The 16,938-nt window shown below is 69.9% G+C and carries 15 protein-coding genes and 1 pseudogene; 5 read left to right on the forward strand and 11 right to left on the reverse strand.

Features of this window, described 5'->3' with window-relative positions:
• Nucleotides 1-18 precede the first annotated feature (18 nt).
• On the reverse strand, nucleotides 19-2,145 hold the full coding sequence (locus OG202_RS37080) for a 3-hydroxyacyl-CoA dehydrogenase NAD-binding domain-containing protein (protein ID WP_327727396.1): 2,127 nt from the start codon (nucleotides 2,143-2,145) through the stop codon (nucleotides 19-21).
• The gene (locus tag OG202_RS37085; protein WP_326575830.1) at nucleotides 2,142-3,368 is read right to left on the reverse strand and encodes a thiolase family protein; all 1,227 of its coding nucleotides are present in this window, start codon (nucleotides 3,366-3,368) and stop codon (nucleotides 2,142-2,144) included. Before OG202_RS37085 ends, OG202_RS37080 begins: the two co-directional genes overlap by 4 nt.
• A 530-nt stretch (nucleotides 3,369-3,898) precedes the next feature.
• On the opposite strand from OG202_RS37085, the gene OG202_RS37090 reads away from it, so the two are divergent.
• From OG202_RS37090 to OG202_RS37100, 3 genes are read left to right on the forward strand one after another with little or no spacing between them, the layout of a single operon-like run.
• A complete protein-coding gene (locus OG202_RS37090; RefSeq protein WP_326575828.1) occupies nucleotides 3,899-5,215 on the forward strand; it encodes an ABC transporter substrate-binding protein in 1,317 nt (438 codons plus the stop codon).
• Complete coding sequence (locus tag OG202_RS37095; RefSeq protein WP_326575826.1) at nucleotides 5,215-6,186, forward strand: carbohydrate ABC transporter permease; 972 nt, start codon at nucleotides 5,215-5,217, stop codon at nucleotides 6,184-6,186. The genes OG202_RS37090 and OG202_RS37095 overlap by 1 nt, the downstream gene beginning before the upstream one ends.
• Nucleotides 6,183-7,040, forward strand: coding sequence for a carbohydrate ABC transporter permease (locus tag OG202_RS37100; protein WP_326575824.1), 858 nt, complete (start codon nucleotides 6,183-6,185; stop codon nucleotides 7,038-7,040). The genes OG202_RS37095 and OG202_RS37100 overlap by 4 nt, the downstream gene beginning before the upstream one ends.
• A gap of 30 nt (nucleotides 7,041-7,070) precedes the next feature.
• On the opposite strand, the gene OG202_RS37105 is transcribed toward OG202_RS37100, so the two are convergent.
• The 3 genes from OG202_RS37105 to OG202_RS37115 form a co-directional block, all read right to left on the reverse strand.
• Nucleotides 7,071-8,372: a ribonuclease D gene (locus OG202_RS37105; RefSeq protein ID WP_327727395.1), complete on the reverse strand. Its 1,302-nt coding sequence runs from the start codon at nucleotides 8,370-8,372 to the stop codon at nucleotides 7,071-7,073.
• Nucleotides 8,373-8,548: 176 nt separating this feature from the next.
• Nucleotides 8,549-9,208 carry a helix-turn-helix transcriptional regulator gene (locus OG202_RS37110; protein ID WP_033529424.1) on the reverse strand — a complete coding sequence of 220 codons (660 nt, stop codon included), beginning with the start codon at nucleotides 9,206-9,208 and terminating at the stop codon, nucleotides 8,549-8,551.
• A gap of 371 nt (nucleotides 9,209-9,579) precedes the next feature.
• Complete coding sequence (locus OG202_RS37115) at nucleotides 9,580-10,251, reverse strand: DUF3000 domain-containing protein (protein ID WP_328224209.1); 672 nt, start codon at nucleotides 10,249-10,251, stop codon at nucleotides 9,580-9,582.
• A 174-nt stretch (nucleotides 10,252-10,425) separates the two neighbouring features.
• Here OG202_RS37115 and hemE point away from each other — a divergent pair, with 174 nt between their 5' ends.
• Nucleotides 10,426-11,493 carry a uroporphyrinogen decarboxylase gene (gene hemE / locus OG202_RS37120; RefSeq protein ID WP_326575811.1) on the forward strand — a complete coding sequence of 356 codons (1,068 nt, stop codon included), beginning with the start codon at nucleotides 10,426-10,428 and terminating at the stop codon, nucleotides 11,491-11,493.
• Here hemE and OG202_RS37125 read toward each other — a convergent pair.
• From OG202_RS37125 to OG202_RS37150, 6 genes and pseudogenes are all read right to left on the reverse strand, one after another.
• A complete protein-coding gene (locus OG202_RS37125) occupies nucleotides 11,490-12,575 on the reverse strand; it encodes an IS630 family transposase (RefSeq protein WP_327727393.1) in 1,086 nt (361 codons plus the stop codon). The genes hemE and OG202_RS37125 overlap by 4 nt on opposite strands.
• Nucleotides 12,576-12,676: 101 nt before the next feature.
• Nucleotides 12,677-12,868 (reverse strand): annotated as a pseudogene (locus OG202_RS37130) (integrase core domain-containing protein); the annotation flags it as partial.
• Between the two features lie 211 nt (nucleotides 12,869-13,079).
• Complete coding sequence (locus OG202_RS37135) at nucleotides 13,080-14,306, reverse strand: NAD(P)/FAD-dependent oxidoreductase (RefSeq protein WP_328224210.1); 1,227 nt, start codon at nucleotides 14,304-14,306, stop codon at nucleotides 13,080-13,082.
• Complete coding sequence (locus OG202_RS37140; RefSeq protein WP_326575807.1) at nucleotides 14,303-14,500, reverse strand: ferredoxin; 198 nt, start codon at nucleotides 14,498-14,500, stop codon at nucleotides 14,303-14,305. The genes OG202_RS37135 and OG202_RS37140 overlap by 4 nt, the downstream gene beginning before the upstream one ends.
• Nucleotides 14,501-14,558: 58 nt before the next feature.
• A complete protein-coding gene (locus OG202_RS37145; RefSeq protein WP_327727391.1) occupies nucleotides 14,559-15,491 on the reverse strand; it encodes a pyridoxamine 5'-phosphate oxidase family protein in 933 nt (310 codons plus the stop codon).
• Nucleotides 15,492-15,595: 104 nt separating this feature from the next.
• Nucleotides 15,596-16,051, reverse strand: coding sequence for a VOC family protein (locus tag OG202_RS37150; protein ID WP_326575803.1), 456 nt, complete (start codon nucleotides 16,049-16,051; stop codon nucleotides 15,596-15,598).
• A 159-nt stretch (nucleotides 16,052-16,210) separates the two neighbouring features.
• Here OG202_RS37150 and OG202_RS37155 point away from each other — a divergent pair, with 159 nt between their 5' ends.
• Nucleotides 16,211-16,786, forward strand: a complete 576-nt coding sequence (locus OG202_RS37155; RefSeq protein WP_328224211.1) for a CGNR zinc finger domain-containing protein — start codon at nucleotides 16,211-16,213, stop codon at nucleotides 16,784-16,786.
• The last annotated feature ends 152 nt before the right edge of the window (nucleotides 16,787-16,938 follow it).

The raw sequence follows: 16,938 nt of genomic DNA on the forward strand, positions 1-16,938 counted from the left end.
CTCGACCGTGTCCGGTGGTTACGCGGGGACCGAAGCCACCCCGGTCTCCAGGAACTTCTTGCCGTTGACGCGCTCGCTGACGCCCTCGCGGTCCAGGTACGGCGTGATGCCGCCCAGGTGGAAGGGCCAGCCGGCGCCGGTGATCAGGCAGAGGTCGATGTCCTGCGCCTCGGCGACGACACCCTCGTCGAGCATGAGCCCGATCTCCTGGGCGACGGCGTCGAGGACCCGGGCCCGCACCTGCTCCTCGGACAGGACGACATCGCCCTGCTCGAGGAGCGCGGCGACCTCGGGGTCCAGCTCCGGCTTGCCGGAGTCGTAGACGTAGAAGCCGCGCTTGCCGGCCTTGACGACGGCGGCGAGGTTCGGGGAGACGGTGAAGCGGTCCGGGAAGGCCCGGTTAAGGGTCTCCGAGACGTGCAGGCCGATGGCCGGGCCGACCAGCTCCAGCAGGACCAGCGGCGACATCGGCAGACCCAGCGGCTCGACCGCCTTCTCGGCGACCTCGACCGGCGTGCCCTCGTCGATGACGTTCTGGATCTCGCCCATGAAGCGGGTCAGGATGCGGTTCACGACGAACGCCGGGGCGTCCTTCACCAGGACCGCGGTCTTCTTCAGCTTCTTGGCGACGGCGAAGGCCGTGGCGAGGGAGGCGTCGTCCGTGGTCTCGCCCCGGACGATCTCCAGGAGCGGCAGGATCGCGACCGGGTTGAAGAAGTGGAAGCCGACGACCCGCTCGGGGTTCTTCAGCTTCGACGCCATCTCGGTCACCGACAGCGAGGAGGTGTTGGTGGCGAGGATCGCGTGCGCCGGGGCGACCGCCTCGACCTCCGCGAACACCTGCTGCTTGACACCGATCTCCTCGAACACGGCCTCGATGACGAAGTCCGCGTCGGAGAAGCCCTCGGCCTTGTCCAGCACACCGGTGACCAGGGCCTTGAGGCGGTTGGCCTTGTCCTGGTTGATCCGGCCCTTGAGCAGCAGCTTGTCGATCTCGGCGTGGACGTAGCCCACACCCTTGTCGACGCGCTCCTGGTCGATGTCGGTCAGCACGACCGGCACCTCGAGGCGGCGCAGGAACAGCAGCGCGAGCTGGGAGGCCATCAGACCGGCGCCGACGACACCGACCTTGGTGACCGGGCGGGCCAGCGACTTGTCCGGGGCGCCGGCGGGGCGCTTGCCGCGCTTCTGCACCAGGTTGAAGGCGTAGATACCGGAGCGCAGCTCGCCACCCATGATCAGGTCGGCGAGGGCGACGTCCTCGGCGTCGAAGCCCTGCTGGAGGTCGCCGTTCTTCGCGGCCTCGATGATGTCCAGCGCGCGGTACGCGGCCGGGGCCGCCCCGTGCACCTTGCCGTCCGCGATGAACCGGCCCTTGGCGACGGCCTGGTCCCAGGCCTCACCGCGGTCGATGACGGGACGCTCGACCGTGACGTCGCCCTTGAGGACGTTCGCCGTCCAGATCAGCGACTGTTCCAGGAAGTCGGCGCCCTCGAAGATCGCGTCCGCGATGCCGAGGTCGAAGACCTGCTGGCCCTTGAGCTGCTTGTTCTGGTTGAGGCTGTTCTCGATGATCACCGAGACGGCCTTGTCGGCACCGATCAGGTTCGGCAGCAGCGCGCAGCCGCCCCAGCCCGGGACCAGCCCGAGGAAGACCTCGGGGAGGGAGAAGGCCGGGATGGCCTTGGAGACGGTCCGGTACGCGCAGTGCAGACCGACCTCGACGCCACCGCCCATCGCGGCACCGTTGTAGTACGCGAAGGTCGGGACGGCGAGCGCGGACAGCCGCTTGAAGACCTCGTGGCCGCCCTTGCCGATGGCGAGTGCGTCGTCGTGGTTCTTCAGCAGCTCGACGCCCTTGAGGTCGGCGCCGACGGCGAAGATGAACGGCTTGCCGGTGACACCGACACCGACGATCTCACCGGCCGAGGCCTCCTTCTCGACCTGGTCGAGGGCGGTGTTCAGGTTCGCCAGCGACGCGGGGCCGAAGGTGGTCGGCTTGGTGTGGTCGAAGCCGTTGTCGAGCGTGATGAGCGCGAAGCGCCCGGCGCCGGACGGCAGGTCGAGGTGGCGTACGTGCGCGGACGTCACGACCTCGTCGGGGAACAGCTCGGCCGCGCCCTTGAGGAGTTCGGTGGTGCTCACTTGTCGCCTCCGGCGTCCTTGTGGTGCGGGTTCTCCCAGATGACCGTGGCGCCCATGCCGAAGCCGACGCACATGGTGGTGAGGCCGTAACGGACCTCCGGCTGCTCCTCGAACTGACGGGCCAGCTGCGTCATGAGACGCACACCCGAGGAGGCCAGCGGGTGACCGAAGGCGATGGCGCCGCCGTACTGGTTGACGCGCGCGTCGTCGTCGGCGATGCCGTAGTGCTCCAGGAAGGCCAGGACCTGCACGGCGAAGGCCTCGTTGATCTCGAACAGGCCGATGTCGTCGATGGACAGCCCCGCCTGGGCGAGCGCCTTCTCCGTCGCCGGGATCGGGCCGTAGCCCATGACCTCCGGCTCGACACCCGCGAAGGAGTACGAGACGAGACGCATCTTGACCGGGAGGTCGTTCTCGCGGGCGAAGTCCTCGGAGGCGATGAGCGAGGCGGTCGCGCCGTCGTTCAGACCGGCCGCGTTACCGGCGGTGACCCGCCCGTGCACGCGGAACGGGGTCTTGAGGCCCGACAGGTTCTCCAGGGTCGTCCCCGGCCGCATCGGCTCGTCGGCGGTGACCAGGCCCCAGCCCGTCTCGCCGGCCTCGGCGTTGGTGCGGCGCACCGAGATCGGCACCAGGTCGGCCTGGATCTTGCCGTTGGCGTACGCCTTGGCGGCCTTCTCCTGCGAGCGCACGGCGTACTCGTCGGCGCGCTGCTTGGTGATCGTCGGGTACCGGTCGTGCAGGTTCTCGGCGGTCATGCCCATGAACAGGGCGGACTCGTCGACCAGCTTCTCGCTGACGAACCGCGGGTTCGGGTCCACGCCCTCGCCCATCGGGTGGCGGCCCATGTGCTCGACACCACCGGCGATGGCGATGTCGTACGCGCCGAAGGCGACGGAACCGGCGACCGAGGTGACGGCGGTCAGGGCGCCGGCACACATGCGGTCGATGGAGTAACCGGGCACCGACTGCGGCAGACCGGCGAGGATGCCCGCCGTACGGCCGATGGTGAGCCCCTGGTCACCGATCTGCGTGGTCGCGGCGATGGCGACCTCGTCGATCTTCGCGGGCTCCAGACCGGGGTTGCGGCGCAGCAGCTCCCGGATCGCCTTCACGACGAGGTCGTCGGCGCGGGTCTCGTGGTAGATGCCCTTCGGGCCCGCCTTGCCGAACGGGGTGCGGACGCCGTCGACGAAGACGACGTCCTTGACGGTACGAGGCACGATGGCTCTCCTCCAGAGGTGCGGGACGGCACTGCTGCGATACGCAACCGCTGAGCGGGCGCTCAGCCCCCATGCTACTTACGAGTAACAGTGCTGCACACCCCTGGGCGGGGGAGCGGCGAAGGTCACACGGGTTCCCCATGTTACCGCCGGTTACATCGGCGTGCCTCAAGGGTGCGAGGAACTGCGCGACCAGCCCGAACGAACCCGCGGGGGCGTGCGGCGCTCACGGAGCGGGCGCGGTGGATCCCCAGGGAACCAGCACGGGCGTGGCCGCCGGATGCGACACTCCGGCCTCCCCTGTCCGGCGATCACGTCGAACGGCGTCCGCGCCGGCCCCGCCGTCGGCGGATCGGTGTGGCCTCCCGTGTGCGCGCTCCCTAAACCGGTCCAGTCGATTCCTCGACAGTATCGCGAAATATTTCGACAGCCTTGGCGAAATAGCGACTTTACCGGTTCAGTGTCGACTGTCAGAGTGCCGAACCAGCCAACCCACTCGTGCTCGTCCGTACCGAACGGAGCTGGTGCACATGAACCACCGAAGGACGCTCACCGGAACACTGGTCGCCGCAGCACTTCTCGCCTCGGGCTGCACAGGCGGTGGAGGCAGCTCGAAGGGCGCCGACGCCAAGGCTCCTGATGACCCGTCACAGGTCTCCGGAACCATCAAGGTCCTCACCCACCGCACCGACATCGTGCAGGACGGCACGATGAAGAAGTACGCGGACGCCTTCAACAAGACCTATCCGAAGGTCAAAGTGGAGTTCGAGGCCCTCACGGACTACGAGGCCGAGGTCAAGATCCGTATGAACACGGAGAACTACGGCGACGTCCTGATGATCCCGGCCGTCATCAAGAAGAACGACTACCCCAAGTTCTTCGCCTCGCTCGGCACCGAGAAGGAGCTGAGCGAGAAGTACCGCTTCACCGACTTCACCGCCGTCGACGGCAAGGTCTACGGGCAGACCACGAACGGCGGCACCCCCGGCTTCGTCTACAACAAGAAGGTCTGGGCCGAGGCCGGCGTCACCGACTGGCCCACCACACCGGACGAGTTCCTCACCGCCCTGAAGGCCATCAGGGCGAAGACGGACGCGGTGCCGTACTACACCAACTTCGCCGCGCAGTGGCCGCTCACGTCCTGGACCTACGTCGCCGGCTCGGTCAGCTGCGACACCGGGGCCACCACACGGCTCGCCGAGGGCGACCCCTGGGCGGAGGGCGAGGACCTGCGCGTCGGCGACACCCTGCTCCACGACATCGTGCGGCAGGACCTGATCGAGAAGGACCCGACGACCACCAACTGGGAGGGCTCCAAGCCCCGGCTGGCGAAGGGCGAGATCGCCACCGCCTGGCTCGGCTCCTGGGCGGTCCTGCAGTTCCGCCAGGCCGCCGAGAAGGCGGGCACGAACCCCGACGACATCGGCTTCATGCCGTTCCCCGCCCAGGTCGACGGCACGTTCTGCGCGGTCCTCAGCCCCGACTACAGCCAGGCCGTGAACATCAACTCCGACCACAAGGAGGCGGCCCGCGCCTGGATCGACTGGTTCTCCACCGAGTCCGGCTACGCGGACGACAACCTGCTGCCCTCGATCCTCAAGGACGCCCCTCTCCCCGAGGCCCTGAAGCCGTACGAGGAGGCCGGGGTGAAGCTCATCGAGCTGGACGACGCCAAGGGCGGCCTCGTCAAGGAGATCGACAGCGCCTCCGAGGTCGGCCTCTACGGCCCCGCGTACCGCCAGGACCTGGTCGACCTCGCCCGCGGCGCCAAGGACGGCAGCCTGGACGACTTCCTCGCCGACCTCAGCGAGCGCTGGACCGAGGCCCGGAAGACCGTGGGGTCCTGATGCCCCACACGCGTACGACCGCCCCCTCGCACGCGACGGAGAAGGCGGCGCGGCCCTCCACGGCCGCGCCCCCGCCTCCCACGCCACGGCGCGCACCCCGCAAGGTGCGCCTCTGGCGGAAGCTCACCCCCTGGCTCTTCCTGGCCGCCCCGCTGGCCCTGCTGATCGCCTTCACCTACGCCCCGGTCGCCAACATGCTGGCGTACAGCTTCACCGACTGGGACGGCGTCAGCCCCGAACTGAAGTACACCGGTGCCGACAACTACATCGAGATCTTCACCCGCCCCGAGCTGTTCCAGGTCTTCTTCGTCAGCGGCTACTACCTCGCCGCGTCAGCCGTGCAGATAGCCGCCGCCCTCTACTTCGCGACGATCCTCAGCTTCAACGTCCGCTTCCGGAACCTCTTCAAGGGCCTCCTCTTCTTCCCGTACCTGATCAACGGCGTCGCGATCGGCTTCGTCTTCCTGTACTTCTTCCAGGACGGCGGCACCCTCGACTCGGTCCTCGCCCTCTTCGGCCACGAGTCCGACCGCGCCTGGCTCGGCACGTCGACGTCCGCGAACATCTCCCTCGCGGGCGTCTCCGTCTGGCGCTACATGGGCCTGAACTTCGTGCTCTTCCTCGGCGCGATCCAGTCGATCCCGGGGGAGTTGTACGAGGCGGCCGAACTCGACGGGGCCAACCGCTGGCACCAGTTCCGGTACATCATCGCGCCCGGCATCCGCCCGGTCCTGAGCCTGAGCGTGATCCTCTCGATCTCCGGATCCCTCTCGGTCTTCGAGATCCCGTACATCATGACCGGCGGCGCCACCGGCACCGAGACCTTCGTGATCCAGACCGTGAAGCTCGCGTTCCAGTTCAACAAGACGGGCCTCGCGTCCGCCGCCGCGGTCGTCCTGCTGCTGATCATCCTGGCGGTGACGTGGCTGCAACGCCGACTGGTCCCCGACGACAGGGTGGACCTCGTATGACGACACTGACGACTCCAACCCCGGTGACGCGCAGGCGAGTTGCCCGCACCCTCACCTACCTGTCCCTGGTCGGCGCGTCGATCGTGGTCCTCCTGCCCCTCCTGGTGGTCCTGCTGACCTCGCTCAAGACCGAGCGGCAGATGGCGGACGACAGCGGCGCACTCACGCTGCCGGACAGCTTCCTGAACTTCGAGAACTACGCGACGGCCTTCCGTGACGGCGAGATGCTCGTCGCCTTCGGCAACACGGCCTTCATCCTCTTCTTCGCCGTCTCCGGAACGGTCCTCATCGGCTCGATGGCGGCCTACGCGATCGACCGCTTCACCTTCCGCTTCCGGAAGCTGGTCGTCGCGCTCTTCCTCGTCGCCACCCTCGTCCCCGGCGTCACCACCCAGGTCGCGACCTTCCAGATCGTCGACAGCTTCGGCATGTTCGACACCCTCTGGGCCCCGATCGCCCTCTACATGGGCACCGACATCGTCTCGATCTACATCTTCCTGCAGTTCGTGCGATCGATCCCGATCTCCCTCGACGAGTCCGCCCGCCTGGACGGAGCCAACGCCTTCACGATCTACCGGAAGATCATTTTCCCGCTCCTCAAACCCGCGATCGCCACCGTCGTCATCGTCAAAGGGATCACCGTCTACAACGACTTCTACATCCCCTTCCTCTACATGCCCTCCGACGACCTCGGCGTGATCTCGACCTCCCTCTTCCGCTTCAAGGGGCCCTTCGGCGCCCACTGGGAAACGATCTCGGCAGGAGCGGTCCTGGTGATCCTGCCGACCCTGATCGTCTTCCTGGCCCTGCAGAGGTTCATCTACAACGGCTTCACGAGAGGGGCTACGAAGTAACCCGCCGACGCGCGGACGCCCCTGCGGCGCTCAGGCCTCCCTGGCCTTCGCGGTGGCGGACATCGCCCCCACCAACACCGGCGTCACCAACTCGACCTGCCAGGCCCGTGCCCCGTACCCCGCGAGCGCCGCACTGACCGACTCCGCGTCCCACGACTTCGGCGGTTCCCAGCAGAGCCGCCGAACCGTGTCCGGAGTGATCAGATTCTCCTGCGGCATCGTGAGCTGCTCGGCCAGCGCGGACACCCCGGCCCGAGCGGCGGACAGCCGGGCCGCGGCGGCGGGGTCCTTGTCGGCCCAGGCCTTCGGCGGCGGCGGCCCGGTCACCGGCTGCCCGTGCGCCGGCAGCGAGGAGTCGGGCAAGGCCCTGGCCCGGTCCACCGCGGCCTGCCACTGCTCCAGCTGGCGCCGTCCCATCCGGTGCCCGAACCCGTTCAGTGCGGCCAGCGCCTGCGCGTTCACCGGCAGTGCGAGCGCGGCCTCCACGATCGCCGCGTCGCTCAGCACCTTGCCCGGCGAGACGTCCCGCCGCTGCGCGATCCGGTCCCGCGCCTCCCACATCTCCCGTACGACCGCCATCTGCCGCCGACGCCGCACCTTGTGCATCCCGGAGGTACGCCGCCAGGGATCCTTGCGCGGCTCGGCGGGCGGAGCGGACGCGATCGCGTCGAACTCCTGCCGCGCCCACTCCAGCTTCCCCTGCCGGTCCAGCTCCTTCTCCAGGGCGTCCCGCAGGTCCACGAGGAGCTCCACGTCGAGCGCGGCGTACCGGAGCCACGGCTCGGGCAGCGGGCGGGTGGACCAGTCGACCGCGGAGTGGCCCTTCTCGAGGACGTAGCCGAGGACGCCCTCGACCATCGCGCCGAGGCCGACCCGCGGGAACCCGGCGAGCCGGCCGGCCAGCTCGGTGTCGAAGATCCGGGTCGGGACCATGTCTATCTCGCGCAGACAGGGCAGGTCCTGGGTGGCCGCGTGGAGCACCCACTCCACGCCGGAGAGCGCCTCGCCGAGGCCGGAGAGGTCGGGGCAGGCGACCGGATCGATCAGCGCGGTGCCCGCGCCCTCACGGCGCAGCTGCACCAGATAGGCCCGCTGGCCGTAGCGATATCCGGACGCGCGTTCGGCGTCGACGGCGACGGGGCCGGAGCCCGCGGCGAAGGCGGCGATCACCGCGGCGAGCGAGGACTCGTCGGCGATCACGGCCGGAATGCCGTCGCGCGGCTCCAGCAAAGGGACGGGCGCCCCCGCTTCAGAAGATCCGCCGTCGTCCGGAGGGGCGCCTCCGGTGGTTCGCAGGGTCCTGTCTGCTGCGGTCTCTTGGGCGTCGGTCACCTGTCAAGGGTATCTGTGTATGGACAAGGCCCGCCGACGGAACGTTCCGCCGACGGGCCATGCAGGGTCGTAAACCAGTCATGTGTCACACGTGTCAGTGAATGTTTCCGTCGAATCAGGATGGGTCGGACATCGATGAACGATCCCGGCTTCTTCCGGTCTCGGTTCCCCCCGTGTCAGTGGATGATCCCGGTGCGCAGGGCCACCGCCACCATCCCGGCGCGGTCGCCGGTGCCGAGCTTGCGTGCGATTCGGGCCAAGTGGCTCTTGACCGTGAGCGCGGACAGGCCCATGGAGACGCCGATCGCCTTGTTCGACTGTCCCTCCGCGACCAGGCGCAGCACCTCGACCTCGCGGCCCGACAGCTCCCGGTAGCCGCCCGGGTGGCTCGGGGCGCCCGGGGGGCGGCGGTGCATACGGGCGGCGGAGCCGATGGGGGCGGCACCCGGGCGGGTGGGCAGTCCGATGTTGGTACGGGTGCCGGTGACGACGTATCCCTTCACACCGCCCGCGAGGGCGTTGCGTACGGCGCCGATGTCGTCGGCGGCGGAGAGGGCGAGGCCGTTGGGCCACCCCGCCGCGCGGGTCTCGGAGAGGAGGGTCAGGCCGGAACCGTCCGGCAGGTGGACGTCTGCGACGCAGATGTCACGCGGGTTGCCGACGCGCGGACGGGCCTCGGCGATCGACGAGGCCTCGATGACGTCGCGGACCCCGAGGGCCCACAGGTGACGGGTGACGGTGGACCGGACCCGGGGATCCGCCACCACCACCATCGCGGTCGGCTTGTTCGGACGGTAGGCGACCAGGCTTGCGGGCTGCTCGAGGAGAACGGACACCAGGCCTCCGGGGTACGGGACGGGGGCGGGTTCGTCGGCTCGTGGGGTCGAAGCCGGGACGAACCGTGCTTTCAAGGTCACAGAGGTCTTCGGCATCAAACCTCTGCTCCTTTAGAGAATGATCACGATTTAGTGAGTAACAATCCGTGCAATTCGGACACGTCTTCGATCATTCGAAGACCGAACGGTGTCGCTTCGCGTCGATACAAGGCCGAAAGTGGCCGTATCGACAAAGAGATGGTTTCCATCGGCGTGGCGAGGACGCGAAAAAGGACCGCACGCCCCACGGCGTACGGCCCTTGCTCCAGTGCTACGAGGTGCTACGAGGTGCTACGAGGTGTTGCGAGATGCTGCGAGGTGCTACGAAGCGTTCAGCGGGACTGCGGCCCCCGCCGCTGCGGCAGCGTCACCACCGCCGCGTCCCCGGGGTCGGCCCCCGGAGGCAGCCCCGCGATCTGGGCGAGCAGATCGCACCACGAGGCGAGATGCGCGGCGGTGTCGGGGACGCCGCCCAGGACCTCGCGCGGGGTCCAGGACGCCCGGATCTCGATCTGCGACGCGGCCGGCCGCGTCGCCAGCCCGCCGAAGTAGTGCGAGCTCGCTCGCGTCACCGTCCCGCTCGGCTCCCCGTACGACAGCCCCCGGGACTGCAGCGCGCCCGTCAGCCACGACCAGCACACCTCCGGCAGCAGCGGATCGGCCGCCATCTCGGGCTCCAGCTCCGCACGGACCAGGGTCACCAGCCGGAAGGTGCCCTGCCAGGCGTCGTGGCCCGCCGGGTCGTGCAGCAGGACGAGCCGGCCGTCGGCCAGATCCTCGTCGCCCTCGACGACCGCGGCCTCCAGGGCGTACGCGTACGGGGCGAGCCGCTGTGGTGGCTTGGTCGACTCGATCTCGATCTCCGGCCGCGGCCGTGTGGCCCGCAGCGCTTCGACGGCGGAGCGGAACGGCAACGGTGCCGTCTCCGTAGCATCGCGCTCCCCCTCTTTCGCGTCGTCCATCCCGCCAGCGCCGTCCGACAGTCGTCCCTGAGCCGCAGCCATGCCGGAACATTAAGGGGAACCGGGCCTCGGCGCAGGGCAAGACACCCGTGCGCTGGGTCACGGTCGCATCGCGCTCAGCGAACGGCGGCCGGGATCGGTGGCCGGAAAAAGCAGGGTCCCGGTTGTCCACAGCCCGGGCCGTCGCTGTCAAGCGGGCGTGCGAGACTTTGCTGCGTGAGTGCCAACGCCAGCCCCTCGGGCCACCAGCCGACCGCCACGTACAACTCCGCCTTCCTGAAGGCGTGCAGGCGCGAGCCCGTGCCGCACACACCGGTGTGGTTCATGCGGCAGGCCGGGCGCTCGCTCCCCGAGTACCTGAAGGTGCGCGAGGGCATCGGGATGCTGGAGTCGTGCATGCGGCCCGAGCTGGTCACGGAGATCACCCTCCAGCCGGTCCGCCGGCACCACGTGGACGCGGCGATCTACTTCAGCGACATCGTCGTCCCGCTCAAGGCCATCGGTATCGACCTCGACATCAAGCCCGGCGTCGGCCCGGTCGTCGAGAAGCCGATCCGCAGCCGCGCCGACCTCGCCCAGCTGCGCGACCTGACCCCCGAGGACGTCTCCTACGTCACCGAGGCGATCGGGCTGCTCACCGCCGAGCTCGGCGAGACCCCCCTCATCGGCTTCGCCGGCGCCCCCTTCACCCTCGCCAGCTACCTCGTCGAGGGCGGCCCGTCCCGCACGTACGAGAACGCCAAGGCGATGATGTACGGCGACCCCGAGCTGTGGGCGGACCTGCTCGACCGCCTCGCCGAGATCACGGCCGCGTTCCTCAGGGTCCAGATCGAGGCGGGCGCCTCGGCCGTCCAGCTCTTCGACTCCTGGGCCGGCGCCCTCGCCCCGGCGGACTACCGCCGCTCGGTGCTGCCCGCCTCGGCGAAGGTCTTCCGGGCCGTCGAGTCGTACGGCGTCCCGCGCATCCACTTCGGCGTCGGCACCGGCGAGCTGCTGGGCCTCATGGGCGAGGCCGGGGCGGACGTCGTCGGCGTCGACTGGCGCGTCCCCCTCGACGAGGCCGCCCGCCGCGTCGGCCCCGGCAAGGCGCTCCAGGGCAACCTCGACCCGACCGTCCTGTTCGCCGGCACGGAGGCCGTCGAGACCAAGACCCGCGAGGTCCTCGACACCGCCACCGGCCTGGAGGGCCACATCTTCAACCTCGGCCACGGCGTCATGCCCAGCACCGACCCGGACGCCCTGACCCGTCTCGTGGAGTACGTCCACACGCGGACCGTGCGCTAGTGAGCTGGTCCGGAGATCCTGTCGCAGTAGCGGCAGATCCGGTCGATGATCTGGTCGGCGGTCTTGGTCCACTTGAACGGCCTGGCGTCTTCGTTCCAGGTCTTGATCCAGTCTTCGAGCGCGGTCTTGAGTTCGTCGAGGGAGCAGAACACACCTCGTTCGAGGCAGCGCCGCTCCAGTTCGGCGAACCATCGCTCGACCTGATTGATCCACGACGAGTACGTGGGTGTGAAGTGCAGATGGAACCGTGGGTGCGCGAGCAGCCACTCGTGCACCGCCGGCGCCTTGTGGGCAGAGAGGTTGTCGCAGATCACGTGGACCGTCAGGCCGTGCTCGGTCTGGCGGTCGATCTCGTCGAGGAAGCCGCGGAAGTCGACCGCCCGGTGCTGTGCGGACAGCTTCCCGATCACCTTCCCCGTGGCGATGTTCAGCGCCGCGAACAGGTCGATGGTGCCGTGCCGGACGTAGTCGAAGCTGCGCCGCTCCGGCGTGCCGGGCACCATCGGCAGCACAGGCGCTGTCCGTTCCAGGGCCTGGATCTGCGGCTTCTCGTCCACCGCGAACACCACCGCGTTCGCCGGCGGCGCCAGATACAGGCCCACCACGTCCCGGATCTTGTCGATCAGCAGCGGATCCGGGGAGATCTTGAAGTTCTCCGTGCGCCACGGCTGTAGCCCGAATGCCCGCCAGATCCGCAGCACACTTGACGGCGAGATCCCCACCCGCCTGGCCAGCTCACGCTTCGACCAGTGCGTCGCCCCGGCCGGGACCTCTTCCAAGGTGCGCACCACCACTTGTTCCACCTGGGCATCGGTGATGGTGCGTGGCACCCCCGGGCGCGGCTCGTCGCTCAGACCGTCCAGCCGGTCACGCAGGAACCGGGCCCGCCACCGGGCCACCGTCTTGCGGTCGGTCTCCAGCCGGGCGGCCACCGCGGTATTGCTCAGCCCGTCGGCACACGCGAGCACGATCCGTGCCCGCTTCGCCAGGCCCTGCGCTGTAGTTCGGCGCTTGGCCCACCCCTGCAACGTCAGCCGCTCGGCTTCGGACAACACCAGCGGCTCCAGCCTGTTGTCCCCCATGGCAACAGCAGACCGCAGACCACAGTGACTGTCACCGGCTGAACCGTGATCTGAAACGGAACACGACTCACGTGGCGAGACCAGACCTCAAGACCGGCTCACTAGGTGTATTGCCCTGTGAGGTTGGGGACGCGGCTGGCGGGTGGTTGGCCCTTGAGCGCGGTGTGTCCGCGGTGGTGATTGTAGGTATGCGGCCAGTCGGGAAACGTCTCGCGTCGTTCGGCTTCTGAGCGGTAGGGGCGGGCGTAGGTCCACTCGTCCAGCAGGGTGCGGTTGAATCGGGACGGAGCCCCGCCCCCGGGATCAACGGCCGGGCCGGGGCCCTCCGGGCCCCGGACGCGCCGATCTCGGAACTCAGGTCGGCGATTGGTCGGCGTCGGGCCGAAGGCGGTTCGTCGTCACTCACCCACCGGGACGGCACGTTCGCGATGCCGGCAGCCCTCGACCGTGCGGCGGGTCCGTACTCCGGCAGCAGCGGGTACGGACCCGCCGTGCGGGTGTTCGTCAGGCGGCGGTCCGCGGCCGCTCCTCCAGGGGGTGCCGCAGCGCGTTGCGGTAGGCCGCGAGGCGGCTCGTCCGGCCGATGGTCAGGGCTCCGACGAGTCGGCCCGCCCGGTGGTAGGCGATTTCGAGGCGGCGGGCTTCGAGGTCGTACTCGACGACGTGGGCCTCGTCCGCCGCGGCCGGCAGACCGACCGAGCGGATCTTGACGGCGTGCAGGTCCGACCAGAAGGACGGCACGCCCCTGTAGGGCTGCGGTGCCGCCGGGTTGAGGAGCGTGTGCGCGGCGGTGGCCGCGTGTTCCACGGCGTTGGTCCAGTGGCCCAGCGCCAGCGCCTCACCGTCGGCCAGCGGTTGCGGCACCTTGGCGACGTCTCCGGCGGCGACCACATCGGGCACGACCGTCCCGTCGGGGCGCAGGACGCGCAGATACGGATCGCAGCGCACCCCGCCCTCGACCGCGAGGGCGGAGCCGGCCAGCCAGCCGGTCGCGGGGACCGCTCCGAGGGCGAGCACGGCACTGTCGGCGGGCAGTTCGGTGCCGTCCGAGAGCCGGACGCCGGCGATCCGGCCGTCGGCGGACGAGCGGAAGTCCGTGACCGTGGTGCCGGTGCGCAGGTCGATGCCCGCCTCGCGGTGCAGCGCGGCCATGTACGCGCCGCCCGCGGCGCCGATGGCACGTTCCAGTGGCTGGGAGCCCGCCTCGACCAGAGTGACGTGCAGACCCCGGCCACGGGCGGCGGCCGCGATCTCGCCGCCGAGGAAACCCGCCCCGACGACGACGAGCCGACGCCCCGGCACGAGTTCGGCCCGCAGCGCCAGCGCGTCGTCCCGGCCGCGGAGGGTGACCACACCCCGCGGCGGTGCCGGTCGGTCCGAGGGCCAGCCGCGCGCGGTCGAACCGGTCGCGATGAGGAGCCCGTCGAACGGCAGGCGAGACCCGTCGGACAGGGTGACGGTCCTCGTGCGCTCATCGAGGCCGACCGCCGGCCGGCCGAGGAGCCAGCGGGCATCGAGGTCCCCGGACGACGGCAGTGCGGTGCCGGGGGGCCGCCCGTCGGAGGTCAGCACCTGCTTCGACAGGGGCGGACGGTCGTAGGGGTGGTGAGGTTCGTCGCCGACGATGGTCAGCGTCCCGGGGAAGCCCTGGGCGCGCAGGGCCTCGGCGGTCCGCAGGCCGGCCAGGGAGGCACCCACGATCAGCAGGTCGCGGGGGTCGGTGCGGCTCACGAGGCGGCCGGACCGACGGTGACGGCTCGCACCGGGCAGACCGCGGCGGCCTTCTCGGCCTTGTCGCGCAGGGCCTCGGACGGACCGGCGTCGTACACGAGGTAGTCCTCGTCGTCGAAGGAGAAGATCTCGGGCGCCGCGAAGACGCACTGCCCGTGGCTCTCACAGAGGCTCATGTCCACGGTGATCTGCATGTCTGGCTCCGTTGCTGGTGCAAGGTCGAGTGGGTCGAGTGGAGGGGGCCGGTGCCGCTCAGGCCACCGGCGGGTTGAAGCGGGAGTAGCCGGGCGCCGTCCAGCGCAGGGGCGAGGCCGCGGAGATCTCCCGTACGGCCTCGACGGAGAACTCCACCAGGCGCTGCGCGCCGGGGACCCGCGCGATCTCCTCGGCGTCCCACACGATGCGGGTGGTGCCGGTCAGTTGGAGCGTGGAACCCGTCTCCCAGTCGGGGACGACGAGGCCCGCGGCCGGGTTGAGCATCAGGTTGCCGAGCGTGAGGAACATGGCGTTCCCCACGTAGTCGGGCCAGCGCAGCAGCGTCGGGGAGAGAACCCGTACGAAGCCGGGGTTCCCGCCGCGGTGCGAGGCGTCCGCGTCGCCCCGGTCGGAGGCGGTGGCGATGAAGAAGGTGTCCGCGGTGCTCACCGCCCGGTGCTGGGCGGCGCTGAGTTCCGTGCCGTCGGTGACGGTACGGGCTCCGGCCGCCCTCGCCTCCTCGCTCGGCGGCAGGGTGTGGTGGTCGCGCTTCTGTATGTACTTGGGGCAGTTGGCGATGACCTGGTCGAGGTCGACGCGCAGGCCGCCCCCGTCCCGGACGGCCGTGCCGTTCATCCGCATCCGGCGCCGGGTGGCGGGCTCGATGGCGATCATCCCGATCCTGGCCGGACCTTCGGCCCCGGCCTGCGCCATGACCGCCGACAGCGGGTCCTCGGGGAGCGGGAGCGCGTCGATGACGAGGGTGCGGGGGTCGGGCACCCGGAGGAACCCGGGTGCCCCCGTCAGTTGGGTGGCCCAGATCCGGCCCGCGCGATCGGTGCTCCCCACGACGATCATCGGCTGCTCGGCGAGGAATGCCGCCGCGACGGCGGGGACGGAGTCGCCGATGCCGCCGAGGGAGAAGCGTGCCTGGTCGGTGAGGGCCGCACGCTGCTGCACCGCGAGTTCACCGCTGTGATAGGTAGCCACGGCATTCCTTTCCGAGGGGTCCGACAGGGGGAAGTGACCGAAGGGGGGAGCGACCGAAGGGGGAGTGACCGAAGGGGGAGTGACCGAGGGGGTGCGACCGCTTCCTAGAAGAAGCCGCAGGTCGGCGCGCCGGTGGTGGGAGCGTCGGCCGGGTCGGCTCCGGTGGGGGCGTAGATCTCCAGGCGGATGCCGTCGGGGTCGGTGAAGAAGATGCCGCCGGAGGTGGCGCTCTCGCCGTGCGGCACGACGCCGTCGTAGCTGAACTCGGCGCCCAGGCCGCGCAGCACCTCTTCGGTGGCCCTGACCTCTTCGATGGTGTCGACCTGGAAGGAGAGGTGATGCAGGCCGGCCCGGTCCGCGGCGAAGGGGGTGTCGCTCTGCTGCCAGAGGGTGACGAGCAGGCGGGAGTCGCGGCCGAGGAAGGCCCAGCGGCGGCCCTCGTCCTTGCCCTCGGCCAGCACGTCGAAGTCGAAGACCTCGCGGTAGAACGGCAGCGAGCGGTCCATGTCGGTGACGTTCAGTCCGACGTGACCGGTTTGCAGGTTGGGTGCCTTGCTCATCGTCGATCTGCCTTCTGTAGGGGCCACGAGGCGTTCCTCGTAACCGGTGAAAACGAAGTTAGTGGTTAGGGTCGAGGATCGTCAACCGGTGATCAAGGAATGACCGGTTATCGTTGGTGGGGTGATACCCGTCTCCGCCCCGCAGGAAGGACCTGGCCTGTGTCGTCACCCATCGAGGCCGACCCCCGGCCGCTGACCGGTGAGCCCCTTTCCATCGACCTGCTCAACACCCGGTGGATCGACGCCGAGGGGCGCCACGACCTGCTCGACTCCGTCGCGGGCCTGGCGGTGTGGCTGGGCAGCCCACCGGTCCGCCAGAGCCTCGGCGACCGTCCCGTACCGGCCGACGAGAGCACGCTGGACCGGCTCCTCGGGGCGCGCGCCGCCCTGGACCGGGCCGTCACCGACCCGGACCGTCCGACGCCGGCCGCCGTGACCGCCCTCAACGACGTCCTGGCGCACGGCCTGGTCCGCCACCTGCTGCGCCCCGACGGCCGACCGGACACCGTGGTCGAGGTGGAGGCGCCGTCCTGGCTGCCGGCCTGGTCGGCGGCCGAGGACTTCCTGCGGCTGCTCGCCGACCGCCCCGACCGGATACGGCCCTGCGCCAACGACGCCTGCGTGCTGCACTTCTACGACGTCTCGAAGAACGGGACCCGGCGCTGGTGCTCGATGGCGGGCTGCGGCAACCGTGCCAAGGCGCGCCGCCACTACGCCCGCCACAGCCCTCTCTGAGCGGAGCGCATCGGGCCCGCGACGCCGTGGCGCCGGCCTGTGTGGGTACGCCAAGGGGCCCGGACCTCGTGAACATCCGAGGCCGGGCCTTGCGTACGGTCCCCTTGCGTACGGTCCCCTCGCGCACGGTCCCCTGGCGGGTGTCCGACCGG

The organism is Streptomyces sp. NBC_00310 (assembly GCF_036208085.1).
Taxonomy (GTDB): Bacteria; Actinomycetota; Actinomycetes; order Streptomycetales; family Streptomycetaceae; genus Streptomyces.